The following is a 17,851-nucleotide window of genomic DNA, read 5'->3' as shown; positions in this document are numbered from 1 at the left end:
TGTTAGGGCAGCGGTAGAAATGGAAGTGAAAAACCCCAAACATCCCCAAACAAAAAAAGCCCGCTTAAAAAAGCGGGCTTTTTAGTATCAAAAAGAATAGTAAAAACTATTTGTAGTCCAAGCTTCGGACGTTAACAGCGCTTAATCCTTTAGGTGTCTCTTCAACGTCGAACTCAACAGCTTCGTTGTCTTCAAGTCCTTGGTTGTAATCTAAATTTTCGACATTGTTTCTGTGAACGAATACGTCTTTACCACCGTCGTCGGGTGCAATAAATCCAAATCCTTTCTGAGTGTCGAAAAATTTTATTTTGCCTTGTGCCATAATATATAACTGTGTCTTTGTGTACACCTATCGAGTGGTATCAGATGAAAGGAGTTGAATTAACGCGTCGTTCCAAAAAATATACTAGTAGGTGGGTAATTAAATGTAACGCTCCATGATACGGCTAATCTGGCACAATACCTAGTGTTATTTTCTTTTTTAATTCGCTGGTTGTTTAAAGCGCAATACAATGCGGGTTGCACCTTTTTCGTGGGACTCCTATATATGGTTTGCCGGTTTATCAGGCGGTACCTTCGTGGTGTTAACGGTGGTTGGGGGTATGGCGAGTAGGTTACTAAAATATTTAATCAAGCATTTTTTATATGGCAAGGCAATCATTTCAGTGGGGCAACGGCATCGGTTTTATGGCAGGTATTGTGGTATTCGTGTCCCTTTTATTGTTCCCGGTTCCGCAAGGTCTGTCGGTTGAGGCCTGGCGCACAGCGGCACTGGCTCTGTTGATGGGGGTATGGTGGCTCTCCGAGGCCTTGCCCATCCCCGTAACGGCCCTGCTGCCCATTGTGCTGCTTCCGGTACTAAATATTACCTCTATTTCCGGGGCTACTTCTCCTTATGCCAATCCGCTAATTTTCTTGTTCCTGGGAGGATTCATTATCGCCGTGGCCATGGAGCGCTGGGACCTGCATCGCCGAATTGCGCTGAATATCGTTCGGTTTGTGGGAACGCGTCCTGCTTCTATTATTATGGGATTTATCTTGGCCTCTGCCTTTTTGAGCATGTGGGTCAGTAATACGGCTACGGCCCTGATGATGCTGCCTATCGGGCTTTCTATTTTAAAGCTGGTTGAGAATCAGAAAGAAGGTGCGGGAAAAATGAATTTTGAGATCGTGCTGGTTCTGAGTATCGCCTATGGTTGTAATATCGGTGGGATGGCTACCATTATCGGTACGCCGCCCAACGCTTTACTGGCGGGATTTATGAATGAAACCTACGGGCTTGATATCGGTTTTGCCCAGTGGATGATGGTAGGGGTTCCGCTAATGGTCGTGGCGCTTCCCATACTCTATTTTATGTTAACGAAAGTTATCTATCCCATCGAAATCGACGTACTTCCCGGCGGTAAGGCCCTTATTGATGAGCAGCTGTCAAAGTTGGGGGCCATAAGCAGTGCCGAGAAGAAGGTAGCCGCAGTATTTATAGGTACGGCACTGTTATGGATTACGCGTCCGTTATTAGCAGAGGTTCTTCCGGGTTTGTCGGATGCGGGCATCGCCATTGCAGCGGCTTTGACGCTTTTTATGATTCCGGAGAACGTTGCAGAAGGGCGGTTCTTGCTTTCCTGGACCGATGCTGAAGAGTTGCCGTGGGGTGTACTTATTCTATTCGGCGGGGGATTGAGCCTGGCTTCGGCCATCAGCGAGACGGGCCTGGCAGACTGGATAGGAGGTGGCGTCGGGAGCTTGGGCAGCTGGTCGATCTTGGCATTGGTCGGCTTGGTTGTGGTGATGATCGTCTTTTTGACGGAGATAACGAGCAATACTGCTACAACGGCGGCTTTTTTGCCTATTGTGGCTTCGGTGACTATAGGATTGGGAGAGAATCCATTATTATTAGCAGTACCGGCCGCCTTGGCAGCAAGCTGTGCCTTTATGTTGCCGGTGGCAACGCCGCCCAATGCCATTGTGTATGGCAGTAAAAAGATTACGATTCCCGAAATGTCGCGGGCAGGCTTATGGTTGAATATGATTTTTATTGTACTGTTGACGGGCGCTGCTTTCTCGCTGATAACCTGGGTTTTTGGAATTGAAACAGGGGTTCTGCCTTCCTGGGCCGGCTAACTCAGGAGATTCGGTTTTCGAAAATATGCGTCATCATTTGTCGGTATTCGTCGGTCAGCGGAACGTCTCGGCGAACCATCATTGCTTCCATCGCCTCAAAGGCTTTGTCCAGTTTATAGGTCTGGATCACATTGGAGCCTACCCAGCTGAAAGAAGGAATTAGTTTGGGCGGGAAATTTGCGGAAAAGATGTTGCAGCTTAGCCCGCAAACGGTACCGGTATTGAGCTGGGTGTTGATAGCTGTTTTGCAGTGGTCGGCCATAATAGTACCAATAAACTGTTGGCCGGTCTCAACCTGTTCGCGACTGTTCCAGTTGGTCATGCGAATGGTGCTGTAGTTGTTTTTGAGGTTCGAGGTATTGGTGTCGGCCCCGATATTGCACCACTGCCCGATCAGCGAATTCCCCATAAAGCCTTCGTGGCCTTTATTAGAGTAAGAGTGGAAAATGGAATTTTTGATCTCGCCCCCCACCTTGCAGACGGGACCAACGGTGGTGTCTTCATAAATGCGGCTGCCCATTTTAACAGTGGCTTCTTCACAAATGGCTACGGGACCACGAATATGTGATCCGGCCATGACTGTGGCATTCCGGCCAATATAAATGGGACCTTTTTCGGCAATGAGAATGCAGCCCGGTTCTATAGTCGCTCCTTCTTCAATAAATATTTTATCAGGGTTGTGGAGCACGGCATCTTCAGAGATAGTGATTTCAATATCTTCTTCCAATGGTACCAGGGAGGTATCGAAGCGTATCTGTTGTCCGTTAAGCTGAAACAAATCCCAAAGATAGTTTATAGAAAGGAAGTCGGATGTCTCCAGAATAAAGAGATTACTAAAGTCAGTGGTATTTTTTTTGTGCCATTCGGCTGATGTGGCCCCGTCGACACAAGCGGCAATTACAGTTTGCCCGTGTTGCAGGCATTGCCCCACGCTCAATTCATTAACTTTTTGAATCAGGCTGTTGCTGGGCAGGTAACGGCTGTTAAGCCACAGGCATTGCTCCGAAGCATTGATAGTACCCCTGGAAAAAACGGTTTGCAGATGGGAACGAAGCAGTCGGGCCGGGGCAGCAGCATCTAATGCCAGGGCCCATTTTTTGGAAATCGTATGTATCCCTATCCGTAAATCGTCAACCGGACGTGTAAGGGTAAGAGGTTGGAGGTTCTCAGAAATAGTATCTTCAAAAAAGCATAATTGCATGTTTATGCAAGTGACTAAAAGTTATAAGGAGTTTGTTTTAAAATATAATATAGAATGATAACTTTACCCATGGTTAAAAACTGACTCGGAGAGGCAGTATAACAAAAATCTTTACGCAAATTATAGGATATACCATATGTGCGGAATTGTAGGATATGTTGGAGAAAATAAGGCAAGTGATGTTATTGTTAAAGGGCTTGAGCGATTGGAGTATCGTGGTTATGATTCTGCCGGCATCGCTTTATACAATGGGCAGCTAGATATCAAGAAAGGGAAAGGCAAGGTCCAGATCCTGAGAAATAAGTTGGAAGCCGACCCTTCTGACGCCTGTATAGGTATAGGCCATACACGCTGGGCTACGCATGGGGCACCCAACGATGTGAATTCTCATCCCCATGTAAGTGGATCCGGGAAGATCGCACTGGTCCATAATGGTATTATCGAGAACTATAATTCACTTAAAAAAGAGCTTAAAAATAAAGGTCGCAGTTTCTATACCGATACCGACACGGAAGTCATCGCCCAGCTTATTGAAGAGATTTATGAAAGTGAGGAGGATATCGATTTTGAAAAAGCAGTACAGCTGGCGCTGAAACAGGTTGTTGGAACCTACGGGCTGGCAATTATGAATGTAGAAAAGCCCGACCGCATTATCGTGGCCCGCAAGGGTTCGCCCTTGTTGCTGGGTGTTGGAGATGGCGAGATGTTTATTGCTTCGGATGCTTCGCCTATTGTAGAGCATACGAAAAAGGTGGTATATCTCGACGACGGTGAGATGGCTATTGTAACTAAAGATGAGTACCAGGTGAAGACCATTGAAGATGTGTCACTCACCAAGAAGGTGCATGAACTGGCCATGAGTGTAGAAGAGATTGAGAAGGGCGGTTATCCGCACTTTATGCTCAAAGAGATTTTCGAACAACCCCGGGCTATTTCCGATTGTTTGCGCGGACGCCTCGATGTGGAAAGCCACTCTGTTCAGCTGGGAGGTATTGCGGATGTGCTTGACAGGCTTGTTAATGCCAAAAGGGTAATTATTGCAGCATGTGGAACCAGCTGGCATGCCGGCCTTGTTGGCGAATACTTGTTTGAACATCTAGCAAAGTTATCTGTGGAGGTAGAGTATGCGTCAGAATTCCGATATCGTGAAGCCCTTATCGATGAAGATGATGTGATGCTCGTTGTTTCTCAAAGTGGGGAGACTGCCGATACCCTGGCAGCTCTACGTACCGCCAAACGACACGGGGCATTAACGCTGGGCGTTTGTAATGTGGTGGGATCAACCATTGCCCGTGATACCGATGCAGGAGTGTATACCCATGCCGGCCCGGAAATTGGCGTTGCTTCTACCAAGGCTTTTACCACCCAGGTGTCGGTGCTGGCGATGATGGCGATTATGCTGGGACAGCGAAGAGGGACACTAGATTCAGAATATGCGGCTCGCCTGATTGAAGAGCTTGATCGTATTCCTGATAAAGTAGAGAAGATTCTTGAGCAGAAAGATTCTATAAAAGAGATTGCAAGGTTATTCACTTATGCACCTAACTTCTTGTACCTGGGCAGAACCTATAATTTTCCGGTGGCCCTCGAAGGTGCATTAAAGTTGAAAGAGATTTCCTACAGCCATGCCGAAGGGTATCCCGCTGCCGAAATGAAACATGGGCCGATTGCCCTTATTGATGATATGATGCCGGTGGTGGTAGTGGCAGCTACGGATCATACCAATGAAAAGATGATCAGTAATATCGAAGAGGTTAAGGCGCGCGACGGACGTATTATTTCTATAACCGGTGAAGATAATAGCGAGGTTATTGATCTTTCGGAGTTCTATTGCTCTATTCCGGAGACCGAAGATTGCTTGTCTCCGTTATTAACATCTATTCCGTTGCAGCTGCTTTCTTACTATATCGCAGTGAATCGCGGTTGCGACGTGGATCAGCCTCGCAACCTGGCCAAAAGTGTGACGGTAGAGTAAGTCGGTAAAGTGTATGGATCTTTCGAACGGGGAGAAAGATCAAGGCAGCTAAACGAAATTGTAAAGCTCCTCGTTGAATAATCCTATGGCTACTGTAAATATCAAAAATATGGTGTGCGATCGCTGTATCGCATCGGTGCAAGATCTGCTCGTGGATATGGGCTATACCATTGAATCGGTAGAGCTGGGCAAGGCTGATATCACCGAGGAGCTTAACGCCAAAGAGCGAGAAAAGATCGCCCGAGAGTTGCAGGAGCGCGGTTTTGAGCTGATCCGGGAGTCCAAGGATCTACTCGTTGAAGAGGTTAAAGCCCAATTAATTACCTACCTGGCTCTTACAGAACAGCAAGATGATGCTCCTAAACTATCCAAATATTTGTCGAGGAAGCTTCATCGAAATTACAGCTATTTGAGCAGCCGTTTTTCTGAGGTCGTGGGCATTACCATTGAACGCTACGTGATCCAGCTTAAAATTGAACGGGTCAAAGAGTTACTGAGCTATCAGGAATATACCCTGAGCGAGATCGCCTGGAAATTGAACTATAGCAGCGTGCAGTATTTATCGAATCAGTTTAAGGATGTGACCGGTGAAACTGTAAGTAGTTTTCGTACCCACCTTGATACCGCTGATCGCCGGTCACTCGATGACGTAAGCTAAGTCACCCAAAAATTTTACACATCTATTTTATTTAATTGTAATGGGCTGTGCCTGGCAAATCTCTATGTTTAGAGCGATCACAAAAAACCAATAAAAAAATATAGTATGAAAAAGTCGTTGCAGATTGAAGGGATGCACTGTGCAGGCTGTGCTAACAGTGTGGAAGATGCACTTTCGGAAGTTGAAGGCGTAAAACAGGTATCGGTGAACCTGGCTACCGAAAAAGCCCTGGTTGAATTTGAAAATGGTGCTGTAGAAGAGAGTCTGCTGCAGCAGGCCGTGCAAAGTGTCGGTTACGATGTGAAAGAAGAAGACGAGCAAGGCTCTATTGAAGATTCCGACAATGAAAAGCTGGAAGCGGCTCGCACTAAGATGAAGTGGGCGTGGGGGCTAACGATCCCTATTATGCTTTGGATGCTGCCCGAAATGATTTGGGGTACAACTATTGGTGGAGAGTCGTTATACCATGCTATAATGATCGCCCTTTCTACAGCTGTAATCTTTTATCCGGGCATGGAAACCCTGCGAGGTGCATGGAAGTCGACCTTGAATGCCGCACCCAATATGGATGTCCTTATCGTTATGGGAAGTTTGGCTTCGCTGGCTACAGGCATTGTTGCGTTGCTTCATTCTTTTGGGATGGCTCCACCTTTTCACAGTTTTGCCGCTATTGCCGGTATGATTATGGCTTTTCACCTGACGGGACGATATGTAGAGACGAAAGCAAAGGGACGAGCATCGGAAGCAATTAAAAAGTTAATGACGCTGGAAGCGAAAGAAGCCCGTATTATCCGTAACGGTAAAGAGATGACCGTATCGGTAAGAGATCTTAATGTGGATGATGTAATGATTGTACGTCCCGGCGAAAAAATACCGACCGACGGGAATGTTATTGAAGGAGAAAGTAGGGTGGATGAATCTATTGCTACGGGCGAATCGATGCCGGTGAAAAAGTCAAAAGGGGATGAAGTGATTGGGGGTACCATCAACCAGAATGGTACCATGAAGGTGCAGGCGACCAAAGTGGGCGAGCAAACCTTTTTGAGCCAGGTTATTCGGATGGTAGAAGAGGCACAGGGCTCAAAAGTGCCTATACAGGAGTTTGCTGATAGAATTACAGCTATCTTTGTACCGGTAATTCTGGTTCTGGCAGCCGCAACCTGGGCGGCCTGGATGATATTCCCTGAATTCTTCCACCAAATTGTGGTCTGGGGTTCCAACTTTATCCCGTGGATCAATCCTGCTATGGGTGATGTAGCCCTGGCTTTTTATGCGGCCATTGCTGTTCTGGTAATCGCGTGTCCGTGTGCTTTGGGATTGGCAACGCCTACCGCCCTTATGGTTGGTACCGGACTTGGGGCAGAAAATGGTATCCTCATACGCCAGGGCAAGGCGGTGGAAATTCTCCGTGAGATCGATACGGTCATTCTTGATAAAACCGGTACGATAACGAAAGGTACTCCATCAGTGACAGATGTTGTTGCTCATCTTGAAAAAGAGAAACTCCTCAAATACGCGGCTTCGGCAGAAAAAGGTTCTGAGCATCCTATTGGTGAAGCAATTGTCAATTATGCAGAGTCCGAAGGAATTGAACTGTACGATGCTACTGAGTTTGAGGCCGTGACGGGAAAAGGAGTTCGAGCCCGAATAAATGGCGAAGAAGTATTGATTGGCAATCAAGCATTTATGAAAGAGGCTGATGTAGATGTTTCCGCTGACTTTTCGGAGCAGGTTATTGCCTTGGAGAATGAGGCAAAGACAACAGTATTGGTTAGTATAGAAGGAGCATTTGCAGGTATTTTATCGGTGGCAGATCCCATAAAAGATGATAGTGCGCAGGCGATAGCTCAATTTAACGAAATGGGATTAGAGCCGATAATTATTACAGGTGACAATGAACGTACGGCAAAAGCCGTGGCCCAGCAGGTAGGAATAGATAAGGTTATAGCTGGCGTGTTACCGGATCAAAAATCGGAGGAGATTAAAAGACTCCAGCAGCAGGGCCGAAAGGTGGCCATGATAGGAGATGGAATTAATGATGCCCCCGCTTTGACGCAGGCCGATATTGGTATCGCTATAGGTACCGGTACAGATGTGGCCATTGAATCCGGGGATATCGTCTTGGTAAAAGGGGAGCTGTCTTCGGTAGTGCAGGCAATGAAATTGAGCCAGGCTACTTTCCGAAAAATAAAGCAAAACTTGTTCTGGGCCTTCTTCTATAATGTGGTTATGATTCCGCTTGCCCTTTTAGGAATGATGCACCCGTTGTTGGCAGAAGCGGCGATGGCTTTTAGTTCTGTTAATGTAGTCTTCAATTCACGTCGTTTGCAGAAAATTGATCTGTCCGGTTAGTCGTAGCCTCGCCTGTGGATAACTATGTGGATAATTAGAAGATTTTAATAAAAAAAGATTAATTTGTAACAAAAGTGCTTCTAAATACTCTTGACAATAGATGATAAACATGTATGGAGTATGCGCGTCTGTGGATAACTTGATATTACGTTTTGGATTGATTATACACAGATGTGTTCTTTAAACGGCTAAAAATAATTTAAACTTATGGGGATGGTTTAATGAAAGATTGGAAGGCACTAATTTTTAAAATAACGGTATTAGTACTTATAAGCATTGTTATGCTAACCGGCTGATAGTAATAGTTCTTGGGATGGGACATTACAGGCCATTATTGTTTCAATAACAAAATTAACTAAATAGGAAAAAGTCTTGAGCGATTATCAAGTAACGGATTTGTCATATCTTCGTGAGATGACAATGGACGATGACAGTATTATCAAGGATACAACAGAAGCTTTCCTGGAGAATATGCCCGGTTTAGTGCAACAGATGAAGCAGTACTATGCTGATGAAGAGTGGCAAAAACTTGGAAAGGTAGCCCATCAGATCAAGCCCAACATGACCTATATGGGTATGGATAAGGGACGATCAATTGTGTTGAATATCGAGAAGCAGGTCAAGGAGAATAATATTTCTGAGGATTTGGATACTCAGCTAACAGAGTTTGAAAAGCTTTGTAATCAGGCATGTACTGAATTGGCTTCGAAGTTGGAAGAGCTCAACTGAATATAAGGCAGAAACAATTCTATAGGGCGTTCGTACACCTGTAAAATTTCAATAAATACAGGTGTGTGTTATGATCATGTCATTACTGTTCAATGGACTCGGTATCTTTGTAATTGGCTACTTTTTGAAGGGAGTAAAAATTGAGAGCTTTTTAACGGCTCTCGGCGTAGCTATTGTACTGGGGCTTGTTAATACTTTTGTTAAACCGATATTAGTTTTTCTGACATTTCCAATTACGATGCTAACCCTTGGGCTGTTTATTTTAGTAATAAATGCCCTTATGCTAATGTTGGTTGATGAACTTATAGATGGAATAAAAATAGAAGGTTTTGGCTGGGCTTTCCTGTTTAGCTTCCTGCTTTCAATTCTAAATTTAGGCTTTTTCTAATTAAGCCACATTAACACTGTCAGAGGCAACGGTATTACCGTTATTTACTTCCAGAGTATATACTTTGGCGGGCGGCAGGTTTAAGAAAACGATCTTTTCATTTTGACCGTATTTCTCTACAACTTTTTCTTCAAAGTCGCTCTTGAAATCCCGGAATTTTACATATTTGAAGTAGCTGATATATGCCTCCGGGGAGCATAGGTTAAGTTTTTTCTCCCAAATCTCACGCGATACTTCTTCCGGCATATTCTCATAAGGAAGGCTGGAAAAAATAAAGTCATATTGGTAGTTGGGATCAAAGTGTAGTATATCGGAGTGGTATGCCTGAACGTTTTTTTGCCGATATTTTGTTTTTACGATTTGGAAAAACTTTTTATGAATCTCAACAATATCCAGCTGGTCTTTTGGTCGCAGATGTTTGATTATTTGTTTCGTAAGCGGCCCTGTTCCTGCGCCAATTTCTAATATTTTTAGTGGTGCACATTCATCGTTGGTAAGTCTTTTTTTAAGCTGAGAAACCAGATCTTTAGCAAGAAATTTCGAGCTGGGAGCAATAGCTCCTACTTGTTTGAGATCCTTAAAAAAGTAAAGCAGATGTTCCAATCGACCTCTATTTTTATCATTATTAATTGCTTAATGTAACAAAGCTAGAGGATTATGGCTAGCCCTGTTATTAAAATTTTGATTTCATTATGTTCAGCCGGCATGCTGCGAACGAATGACCGATAGTATTCGTACAGCGTTTTTTACCGGTATTAAAAATGTTTTTACATATTGCGACAGCAAATGATTTTGAATCATTTATATGTAAGTGTATGCTTGAAGGTGTTAACAAAAAATAAAAATTAACCTAAATAATCCATTATGAGTTCTAAGATAGTACAGAACTTTAAGGGGTTTGGTGTATTGGTGCTCGGAGTGATTTTTTTGGCATCTTGCGCTACCTCGGAAAAAGTGAAAAGTTCTTCAAAGAGTAACGGGAAGAACGGCCCTAAATCTAAAAATGGGCTTAAGCCGTATAGCGAAGTAATCACGGATAAAGCCAAAACAGACAAAGGGCTTTTTGATGTCCATAAAATTGAGTCCGATTATTTCTACGAAATTCCTGATTCGTTGCTTAGCCGCGAAATGTTGTTGGTTTCGCGTATAGCAGAAACACAAAATGAGATTGGGTATGGCGGCGAAAAACTGAATACCCAGGTTGTTCGCTGGCAAAAGAAGGATGACAAAATATTGCTGCGCCATGTTACCTACGAAAATGTAGCTAGTGATTCTTTACCGGTTTATGAGGCGGTTCAAAATTCAAATTTTGAACCTATTATTGCCTCTTTTGATGTTAGATCACTGGGTGAAGATTCGACAGGAGTTGTAATAGATGTTACGGATCTGTACGCCAAAGATGTGCCTTCGTTGGGACTGCAAAGTAGCCGGCGCGAGCAATACCGGGTACGCCGCCTGGATACCGATCGTTCTTTTATTGAACATATTCACAGTTATCCCCAAAATATTGAAGCCCGTAACTGGATGACTTATGAGGCATCTGAGCCGCCTTCAAGTGCCTCTACGGGGACGATTTCTCTGGAGATCAATCACAGTATGGTGTTGTTGCCTAAAGAAAAAATGGATGCCCGTTCGTATGACAATAGAGTAGGCTATTTTAGTGTGCAACAAACTGACTACGGGACCAATGCTCATAAGGCGAAAAAGAAACAGTTTGTTACCCGCTATAAATTGGTACCCAAAGATAAAGAAGCATATCTGAACGGGGAACTGGTAGAGCCGGTAGAACCCATTGTATATTATATAGATCCGGCTACACCCAAAAAATGGCGCTCACATCTTAAAGAAGGAGTGGAGATGTGGCAAGAGGCTTTTGAAGCAGCAGGCTTTAAAAATGCTATTATTGCTAAAGATCCCCCATCTGAAGAGGAGAACCCTGAATGGAGTCCGGAAGATGTGCGATATTCTGTAATCCGGTATTTCGCATCTGATATCAGAAATGCATACGGGCCGCATGTGCATGATCCGCGAACGGGACAGATTTTAGAAAGTGATATCGGTTGGTACCATAACGTGATGAGCTTGCTCAGAAATTGGTACTTTGTACAGACAGCAGCAGCTAATCCCGATGCCCGGTCGGTACATTTTAAAGATGAAGTAATGGGTGATCTCATCCGTTTCGTTTCGGCGCATGAAGTGGGGCATACTTTAGGGCTGCCACACAACTGGGGCTCCAGTTATGCATTCGCTGTTGACTCGCTGCGTTCTCCGTCCTTTACCTCCACGCATGGAACGGCACCATCTATCATGGACTATGCACGCTTTAATTACATAGCTCAGCCAGGCGATGGGGTTGAAAGTTTTGGACCCGATATAGGAGCGTATGACAAATGGTCTGTTAAATGGGGCTATTCGTGGTTCCCTGAGGATATGAGCAAAGAGGAGAAAGAGGCCAAACTTAATGAGTGGACGCGCAAGCGAGCTGACGATCCGGTCTACTTCTATGGTCGTCAATCAGGCAGTAAAATTGATCCCCGATCGCAAAATGAAGATCTTGGTAACGATGCCATGAAAGCCAGTGAGCTCGGTATTGCCAACCTCAAGCGTATTACCGCTAACCTGGTAGAATGGACAAAGCAGGATGGTGAAGATTTTGCGGAGCTTGATGAGCTTTACGGTAGCGTGTTTAATCAATGGGGACGGTATATGGGACACGTAACCAAGAATATTGGAGGGGTCTACGAGAACCATAAGACCTATAACCAAGACGGGCCGGTTTACGAGTTTGTTTCTGAAGAGAAACAGCAGCGTGCCATGGATTTCCTAATCGATTATGGATTCCATACCCCGGAATGGGCTCTCAACAGTGATGTGCTGGATCGGATCAATCAGTCAACAGTTGTAGATAATATGCGTGATGCACAGGTGGATGTACTTAATGAGGTCACCGATCCGCAGCGCATCGCCCGACTCATTGAATTTGATGCACGTTCTTCTGAAGATACCTATGATGCCTTTGAGATGATGGATGACCTTCGTCATGGTATCTGGAGTGAGCTCGATGACAACGATGCCATTGATGTATATCGACGAAATCTGCAGAGAGCGTATATTGAACGCATGGAATACCTGATGACGGAGGAGTTGCCAAGTATTCCCGATGCATTTAAGGAGTTTATTGGCTGGACCGATGTTGATGTGAGTCAGTCGGATATTCGTCCTATTGTACGTAACCAGCTTGATCTGTTGCTTGCCGATATCCAGAATACAAAAAGAAGAGTTAGGGATCGGGCTACCAGGGTGCACCTGAATGATGTTGAGGTACGTATTGAAAATATTCTTAATCCCAATGATTAAGTTTTATTTACCTTAACGGGAACACACAACTTGTTTCAAATAGAAAGCCCCGGCAGTCTTCGGGGCTTTTTTTATTAACAACATTTTTTTACATCACAGTCTTGCAACTCGCTTTTGCATTCAATAGCATAAGTAATCTTAAAACAGCAAATAATTCAGAAACGAAATTGAGGGTATATGAAAACTTCTTTACTTAAAAAGGGTATGAGCAGGATCATGCTAACAGCGTTAATGGCGCTGTTTTTAGCTGCCGGGATGAATGCTCAGAATCTCGATATGGATAAACTGAAAGATATGGAACCGCGAAATATCGGTCCGGCAGGTATGAGTGGTCGAATTACCGCCATCGATGTGGTTACAGATAACCCGGATGTTATTTACAGCGGTGCTGCTTCAGGCGGATTATGGAAGTCTGAAAGTGGGGGTGTTGATTGGAAGCCTATTTTTGATGACCAAGAGGTACACTCTATTGGTGCTATCGATATCTATCAAAAGAACCCAAGTATTGTTTGGGTAGGAACCGGTGAAGGAAACCCCCGAAACAGTGCAACTATGGGAGGCGGTGTTTACCGAAGTATCGACGGTGGCCGAAGCTGGGAATATATGGGCTTAAAAGAAACTCGAACCATTCACCGTATCATTGTACATCCCGAGAACCCGGATGTTGTTTATGTAGGTGCACAGGGTAACCCCTGGGGAGATACGGAAGCTCGTGGAGTATACAAGACTACTGATGGCGGAAAAACCTGGGAAAAGATTCTTTACAATAACGACAGAACAGGAGTTGCTGACTTAGTGATGGATCCGTCGAATCCCAACAAATTGTTTGCAGCGATGTGGGAATACCGCCGATGGCCGTGGTTTTTTGAATCGGGGGGAGAAGGATCCGGATTATATCGCTCGATGGATGGCGGTGAAAGTTGGACAGAGATTACTGCTGATGATGGCTTAGCCAAAGGTCCATTGGGACGTATTGGCCTGGCTATAGCACCTAGCAATCCCGATCGTGTATATGCTTGGGTTGAGTCTAAAAATAATGCGTTGTATCGCAGCGATGACGGAGGCTACAGTTGGGAGAAGACTGTTGAGATGTCGGAGGACAGTGATATGGGGAACCGCCCATTTTATTATGCTGATATCTATGTAGATCCCCAGAATGAAAACCGGGTGTATAGTTTGTATTCGTTTCTATCGGTAAGTCAAGATGGAGGAAAGTCATTCGAAAGTATCTATCCTTATTACAACTATATTCATCCCGATCATCACGCCTTTTATATTCATCCGGAGGACCCTTCGTTCCTGATTGATGGTAATGATGGGGGAATGAATATATCTCATGACCGTGGGGAATCATGGCGGTTTATCGAGAATATTCCTGTTGCCCAGTACTATCATATCAATGTGGATATGCAATACCCCTACAATGTGTATGGCGGAATGCAAGATAATGGTTCTTGGCAGGGGCCGGCCTATATCTGGCGCCAAGGCGGAATTCGGAATTCGTATTTTCAAGAACTCTATTTTGGGGATGGGTTTGATGTTGTCATCGATTCCAGTGATGCCCGATATGCTTATGCAATGTCGCAGCAGGGAAATGTCGGCCGTGTAGATCTGGAAACCGGTCACTCACGATTTTCTCAGCCTGTAAATCCGGAGGGAGAAGAGTTGCGTTTTAACTGGAATGCTCCTATTGCACTGGACCCCTTTGATGATAAAACCGTTTATTTTGGGAGCCAGTTTGTTCATAAGAGTACCAATCAAGGGGATAGCTGGTCGATTATTTCACCGGACCTGACAACAAACGATACGACCAAGCAGAAGCAGCACAAGAGCGGTGGGCTAACTTATGATGCTACCGGGGCTGAAAATTATACCACCCTTACTGCTATTGCGCCCAGCCGTTTACAAGATCAAATTATTTGGGCCGGTAGTGATGATGGGAATGTTCACGTCAGCAGAAACGATGGCGAGAGCTGGACAAAGGTTTCAGATAATTTCGATGATGTGGCAGAAGGTAGTTGGGTTACACAGATTAAAACCTCCCGTTATAATGAAGGAGAAGCGATAGTGGTACTCAATGATTATCGGCGTAATAATTGGGCGCCATACGTTATGCGTACGACAGACTATGGTGATAGCTGGGAAAATATTGTAGAAGGAAAAGGGCTTGAGGGGTATGCGCTTTCTTTTGTGCAAGATCCTGTAGAGCCTAATCTGATGTTTACCGGTACCGAGCTTGGTCTATATGTAAGTATTGACGGCGGCGAACACTGGACTAAATGGACTAACGGATATCCTACTGCTTCGACCTATGATATGGTGATTCATCCCCGCGAGCATGATCTGGTAATAGGTACATTCGGCCGTGCAGCATGGGTGCTGGATGATATACGTCCGTTACGTGAACTTGCTCGCAAGGGTACAGAAGAGCTGGATAAGAAAGTGAATGTGTATCCTGCTCCCGATGCCTATTTAGCATCTACTTTCCAAGCTTCGGGAACGCGTTTTGCCGGAGATGCCATCTTCAAAGGTGAAAATCGTCCGATGGGAGCTCGTCTTACGTATTCTGTTGTGAAAGATGAAAGCAGTGATGATGGCGAAACAGATAAAAAGAAGAAAGAGCAGAAAGTAACCATAGAAATTTATGACAACGCAGGTGGAAAAATAAGGACATTTGAAGATACTCCTGAGCACAATGGAATAAACAGAACAACTTGGGGCTTAAGAGAAAAGGGCGTGCGTGGACCCAGCCGTCGAATGCCAAAAGAAAATGCCCCGGAGCCTGCCGGTCCTGAGGTATTGCCGGGCAAATATAAAGTGAAAATGACCTATGGCGAACAGTCTGATTCTACAACGGTACAGGTTCACTTTGATCCTCGTATCGAGTATGATATAAACGATCTAAAAGCTGTGAAGGAGATGCAGTATGAATTAATGTCGCTAAGAGGTACTGCCGCCGAAGCAACAAACCATCTTCTCGAGGCAAAAGAAATGATCCAGACAGCCGAGAATCTTATCGCTGATGCCAAGAAAGCAGAGAGCATCAGTGAAGATCGTATAGATTCACTTGAAGCCGAAACAAAAGCAGTACAGGATTCTGTAAAATCATTGTTGAACTTTGTATTAGGAGAAGAAGATGACGACAAGCAGGGAATTGTTCGAAATCCTGAGCCAACAGTAGTACGCGATCTCTGGGCGCCAAGTAGTTATCTGAGAGGGGCTATTGGCGGACCGACCCAGAAAGAGAAGCGCTTGATGGAAAAAGCCCGGGGATCTGTCGAAGAAGCAGTTACTAAAATTAATAGCTTCTTTGAAACAGAATGGCCTGTGTATATTGAAACAATGGACAAGGCCGAATTGAGCCCATTCAAGCAGTTCAAATCGGTAGAGTTCTAGTGATTCTGTCTATCCTTATTTAAAAACAAAAAGCGCAACACCTGTACTGGCTGTTGCGCTTTTTTTATGCTTAGAAAGTAGGTGGTAATACTAGAATGTCCATCGCATAGCGAGGGTGGGATTTATCATTACCCCTTTATGTGCCCCAAAATTGGAACTGATTTCAATTTCAGTACCCGCAGATAAATGGTCATTAAAGTTGTACCAGAGTTGTGGTTCTGTTAGGAATACAAAGTCAGCTTTAGAAGCTGTTCCTGAATCATCAAAAACGAGATGGTCTTCTTTCCAGAAGTCTGAGAAGCCGGTAAAAGAAACCTTGCCGTCGAAGAAATCTAGTCCCCAAACTGCTGTTAATTGGAAATTGTTATTCTGTTTCTTGTTATCAATGTACTTATACATAGCAAGCAGTGTCAGAGTTTTAGAAAAATCACTGTTACTAAATGTATAACCACCCCCTAACAAGTAGGCGCTGTGTATTGGAGCTGCAAAATTGCTGGTGCGCAACATGCCACTGTTGTATTCGGCATGGATGGTAAACGGATTATCCCAGAATTTTAAATCCCGGGCAATTTCCAGGTACGACAGGGATACCCCATCGACGTTTGCAGCTTTTCCTCCGTAATTGAAATCAACAAAGAAGAAGGTGCTTCCATAATCATCGGCCTTAAACATTTCTATAGTGGTAGTAAGCATCTGACGGTCATCGCCCAAATCATAATGCGTTTGGATGTTTTGAGCATTGACCGAAGAGTATGTTACAGCTAAGAGAACGAGTAAAAAGAGCTTTTTCATGAGAGTAATATCTATTTAGGTAATAAATTAGTTAGTCAATTTTTAGAAGTCACTAAAGTCGCCATCATCAAATGGGATTAGTTCCTCGGCATCAGAATCATCGTTGGATGAACTTGTGCTGGAGTGTCCATTAGTTGGTGAGTTATTACGCCCATTTTCGCTTGTACTATTAGTGCCATTAGAAAGGTTGCTGAATTTGTTAGCAGTCCGCACATTGCTATGATCATCACCGGCGAGGCTTTTGAGTTCTCGAACGATATCATTGAGCTCATTGGCTTGCGATGATAACTCTTCGGCAGAACTGGCAGATTCTTCAGAAGCCGAAGCATTCTTTTGGACTACATTGTCCATTTCGGTCATGGTAGAATTCATTTGTTGGATACCAACAGCCTGTTCTTTGGAAGCTGCTGAAATTTCAACAACCAGCGTACTAACATTAGAGACACTGTCTTCAATTTTTTCAAGATTTTCCGATACCTCTTCTGCAACATCGGTGCCGCGTTCGGTACTGTCTTGTGATTTTTGAATAAGCTCTGAAGTATTTTTAGCCGCTTCTGCACTTCGTTGTGCCAGGTTTCGAACCTCTTCGGCCACTACGGCAAAACCTTTGCCTGCTTCTCCTGCTCTTGCTGCCTCAACAGCTGCGTTAAGGGCCAGGAGGTTTGTTTGGAATGCGATATCGTCAATGGTTTTAATAATCTTGGACGTCTCCAGTGCCGACTCTTTAATCTCTTCCATGGCTCCAGACATGCGATCCATCGCTTCAACTCCTTCTTTAACCAGGGGCTTAGCTCGTTTCATGGCTGTTTCTGCCTCACTGGAGTTTTCATCGGTCTGGTTAATTTGTGCAGACATCTCTTCGAGTGAAGAAGTAGTTTCTTG

At 44.4% G+C, this 17,851-nt stretch carries 13 protein-coding genes; 8 read left to right on the top strand and 5 right to left on the bottom strand.

Annotated elements, in window-relative coordinates:
• Positions 1–106 precede the first annotated feature (106 nt).
• Positions 107–322, bottom strand: a complete 216-nt coding sequence (locus G3569_RS13475) for a cold-shock protein (protein ID WP_165270017.1) — start codon at positions 320–322, stop codon at positions 107–109.
• Positions 323–645: 323 nt separating this feature from the next.
• On the opposite strand from G3569_RS13475, the gene G3569_RS13470 reads away from it, so the two are divergent.
• On the top strand, positions 646–2,121 hold the full coding sequence (locus G3569_RS13470; RefSeq protein WP_165270015.1) for an SLC13 family permease: 1,476 nt from the start codon (positions 646–648) through the stop codon (positions 2,119–2,121).
• Between the two features lies 1 nt (position 2,122).
• Here the strand turns inward: G3569_RS13470 and G3569_RS13465 are convergent, their stop codons facing one another.
• Positions 2,123–3,322 (bottom strand): putative sugar nucleotidyl transferase, encoded by a 1,200-nt coding sequence (locus tag G3569_RS13465; protein ID WP_165270013.1) that lies wholly within the window; start codon positions 3,320–3,322, stop codon positions 2,123–2,125.
• 136 nt (positions 3,323–3,458) lie between these two features.
• On the opposite strand from G3569_RS13465, the gene glmS reads away from it, so the two are divergent.
• From glmS to G3569_RS13440, 5 genes are all read left to right on the top strand, one after another.
• Positions 3,459–5,297 (top strand): glutamine--fructose-6-phosphate transaminase (isomerizing), encoded by a 1,839-nt coding sequence (gene glmS / locus G3569_RS13460; protein WP_165270011.1) that lies wholly within the window; start codon positions 3,459–3,461, stop codon positions 5,295–5,297.
• A gap of 85 nt (positions 5,298–5,382) precedes the next feature.
• A complete protein-coding gene (locus G3569_RS13455; protein WP_165270009.1) occupies positions 5,383–5,955 on the top strand; it encodes a helix-turn-helix domain-containing protein in 573 nt (190 codons plus the stop codon).
• 105 nt (positions 5,956–6,060) lie between these two features.
• A complete protein-coding gene (locus G3569_RS13450) occupies positions 6,061–8,307 on the top strand; it encodes a heavy metal translocating P-type ATPase (RefSeq protein WP_165270007.1) in 2,247 nt (748 codons plus the stop codon).
• Between the two features lie 372 nt (positions 8,308–8,679).
• Positions 8,680–9,036, top strand: coding sequence for an Hpt domain-containing protein (locus G3569_RS13445; protein WP_165270005.1), 357 nt, complete (start codon positions 8,680–8,682; stop codon positions 9,034–9,036).
• Positions 9,037–9,106: 70 nt separating this feature from the next.
• Positions 9,107–9,424 carry a phage holin family protein gene (locus tag G3569_RS13440; RefSeq protein WP_165270003.1) on the top strand — a complete coding sequence of 106 codons (318 nt, stop codon included), beginning with the start codon at positions 9,107–9,109 and terminating at the stop codon, positions 9,422–9,424.
• Here the strand turns inward: G3569_RS13440 and G3569_RS13435 are convergent, their stop codons facing one another.
• Complete coding sequence (locus tag G3569_RS13435) at positions 9,425–10,027, bottom strand: class I SAM-dependent methyltransferase (RefSeq protein ID WP_165270001.1); 603 nt, start codon at positions 10,025–10,027, stop codon at positions 9,425–9,427.
• 261 nt (positions 10,028–10,288) lie between these two features.
• On the opposite strand from G3569_RS13435, the gene G3569_RS13430 reads away from it, so the two are divergent.
• Together G3569_RS13430 and G3569_RS13425 are read left to right on the top strand one after the other, a co-directional pair.
• Positions 10,289–12,781 carry a zinc-dependent metalloprotease gene (locus tag G3569_RS13430; RefSeq protein WP_165269999.1) on the top strand — a complete coding sequence of 831 codons (2,493 nt, stop codon included), beginning with the start codon at positions 10,289–10,291 and terminating at the stop codon, positions 12,779–12,781.
• Between the two features lie 177 nt (positions 12,782–12,958).
• Entirely contained in the window at positions 12,959–16,177 is a 3,219-nt protein-coding gene (locus G3569_RS13425; RefSeq protein WP_240894722.1) for a WD40/YVTN/BNR-like repeat-containing protein, read from the top strand.
• Positions 16,178–16,267: 90 nt separating this feature from the next.
• Here G3569_RS13425 and G3569_RS13420 read toward each other — a convergent pair whose 3' ends face one another.
• Together G3569_RS13420 and G3569_RS13415 are read right to left on the bottom strand one after the other, a co-directional pair.
• Positions 16,268–16,969: a DUF5020 family protein gene (locus G3569_RS13420; protein WP_165269997.1), complete on the bottom strand. Its 702-nt coding sequence runs from the start codon at positions 16,967–16,969 to the stop codon at positions 16,268–16,270.
• A gap of 42 nt (positions 16,970–17,011) precedes the next feature.
• Positions 17,012–17,851, bottom strand: an 840-nt coding sequence (locus G3569_RS13415; RefSeq protein ID WP_240894721.1) for a methyl-accepting chemotaxis protein, incomplete at its 5' end; no start/stop codon positions are given.

This window comes from Fodinibius halophilus, assembly GCF_011059105.1.
Classification (GTDB): domain Bacteria; phylum Bacteroidota; class Rhodothermia; order Balneolales; family Balneolaceae; genus Fodinibius; species Fodinibius halophilus.
The sequence above is the reverse complement of the archived record's forward strand: the minus strand, read 5'-3'. Positions and strand labels throughout refer to the sequence as shown.

Bases quoted from the DNA above. Each gene is read 5' to 3' on its own strand.
- G3569_RS13455 (WP_165270009.1), top strand. From the start codon at position 5,383: ATGGCTACTGTAAATATCAAAAATATGGTGTGCGATCGCTGTATCGCA.
- G3569_RS13450 (WP_165270007.1), top strand. From the start codon at position 6,061: ATGAAAAAGTCGTTGCAGATTGAAGGGATGCACTGTGCAGGCTGTGCT.
- G3569_RS13465 (WP_165270013.1), bottom strand. From the start codon at position 3,322: ATGCAATTATGCTTTTTTGAAGATACTATTTCTGAGAACCTCCAACCT.
- G3569_RS13425 (WP_240894722.1), top strand. From the start codon at position 12,959: ATGAAAACTTCTTTACTTAAAAAGGGTATGAGCAGGATCATGCTAACA.
- G3569_RS13430 (WP_165269999.1), top strand. From the start codon at position 10,289: ATGAGTTCTAAGATAGTACAGAACTTTAAGGGGTTTGGTGTATTGGTG.
- G3569_RS13470 (WP_165270015.1), top strand. From the start codon at position 646: ATGGCAAGGCAATCATTTCAGTGGGGCAACGGCATCGGTTTTATGGCA.
- G3569_RS13440 (WP_165270003.1), top strand. From the start codon at position 9,107: ATGATCATGTCATTACTGTTCAATGGACTCGGTATCTTTGTAATTGGC.
- G3569_RS13420 (WP_165269997.1), bottom strand. From the start codon at position 16,969: ATGAAAAAGCTCTTTTTACTCGTTCTCTTAGCTGTAACATACTCTTCG.
- G3569_RS13475 (WP_165270017.1), bottom strand. From the start codon at position 322: ATGGCACAAGGCAAAATAAAATTTTTCGACACTCAGAAAGGATTTGGA.
- glmS (WP_165270011.1), top strand. From the start codon at position 3,459: ATGTGCGGAATTGTAGGATATGTTGGAGAAAATAAGGCAAGTGATGTT.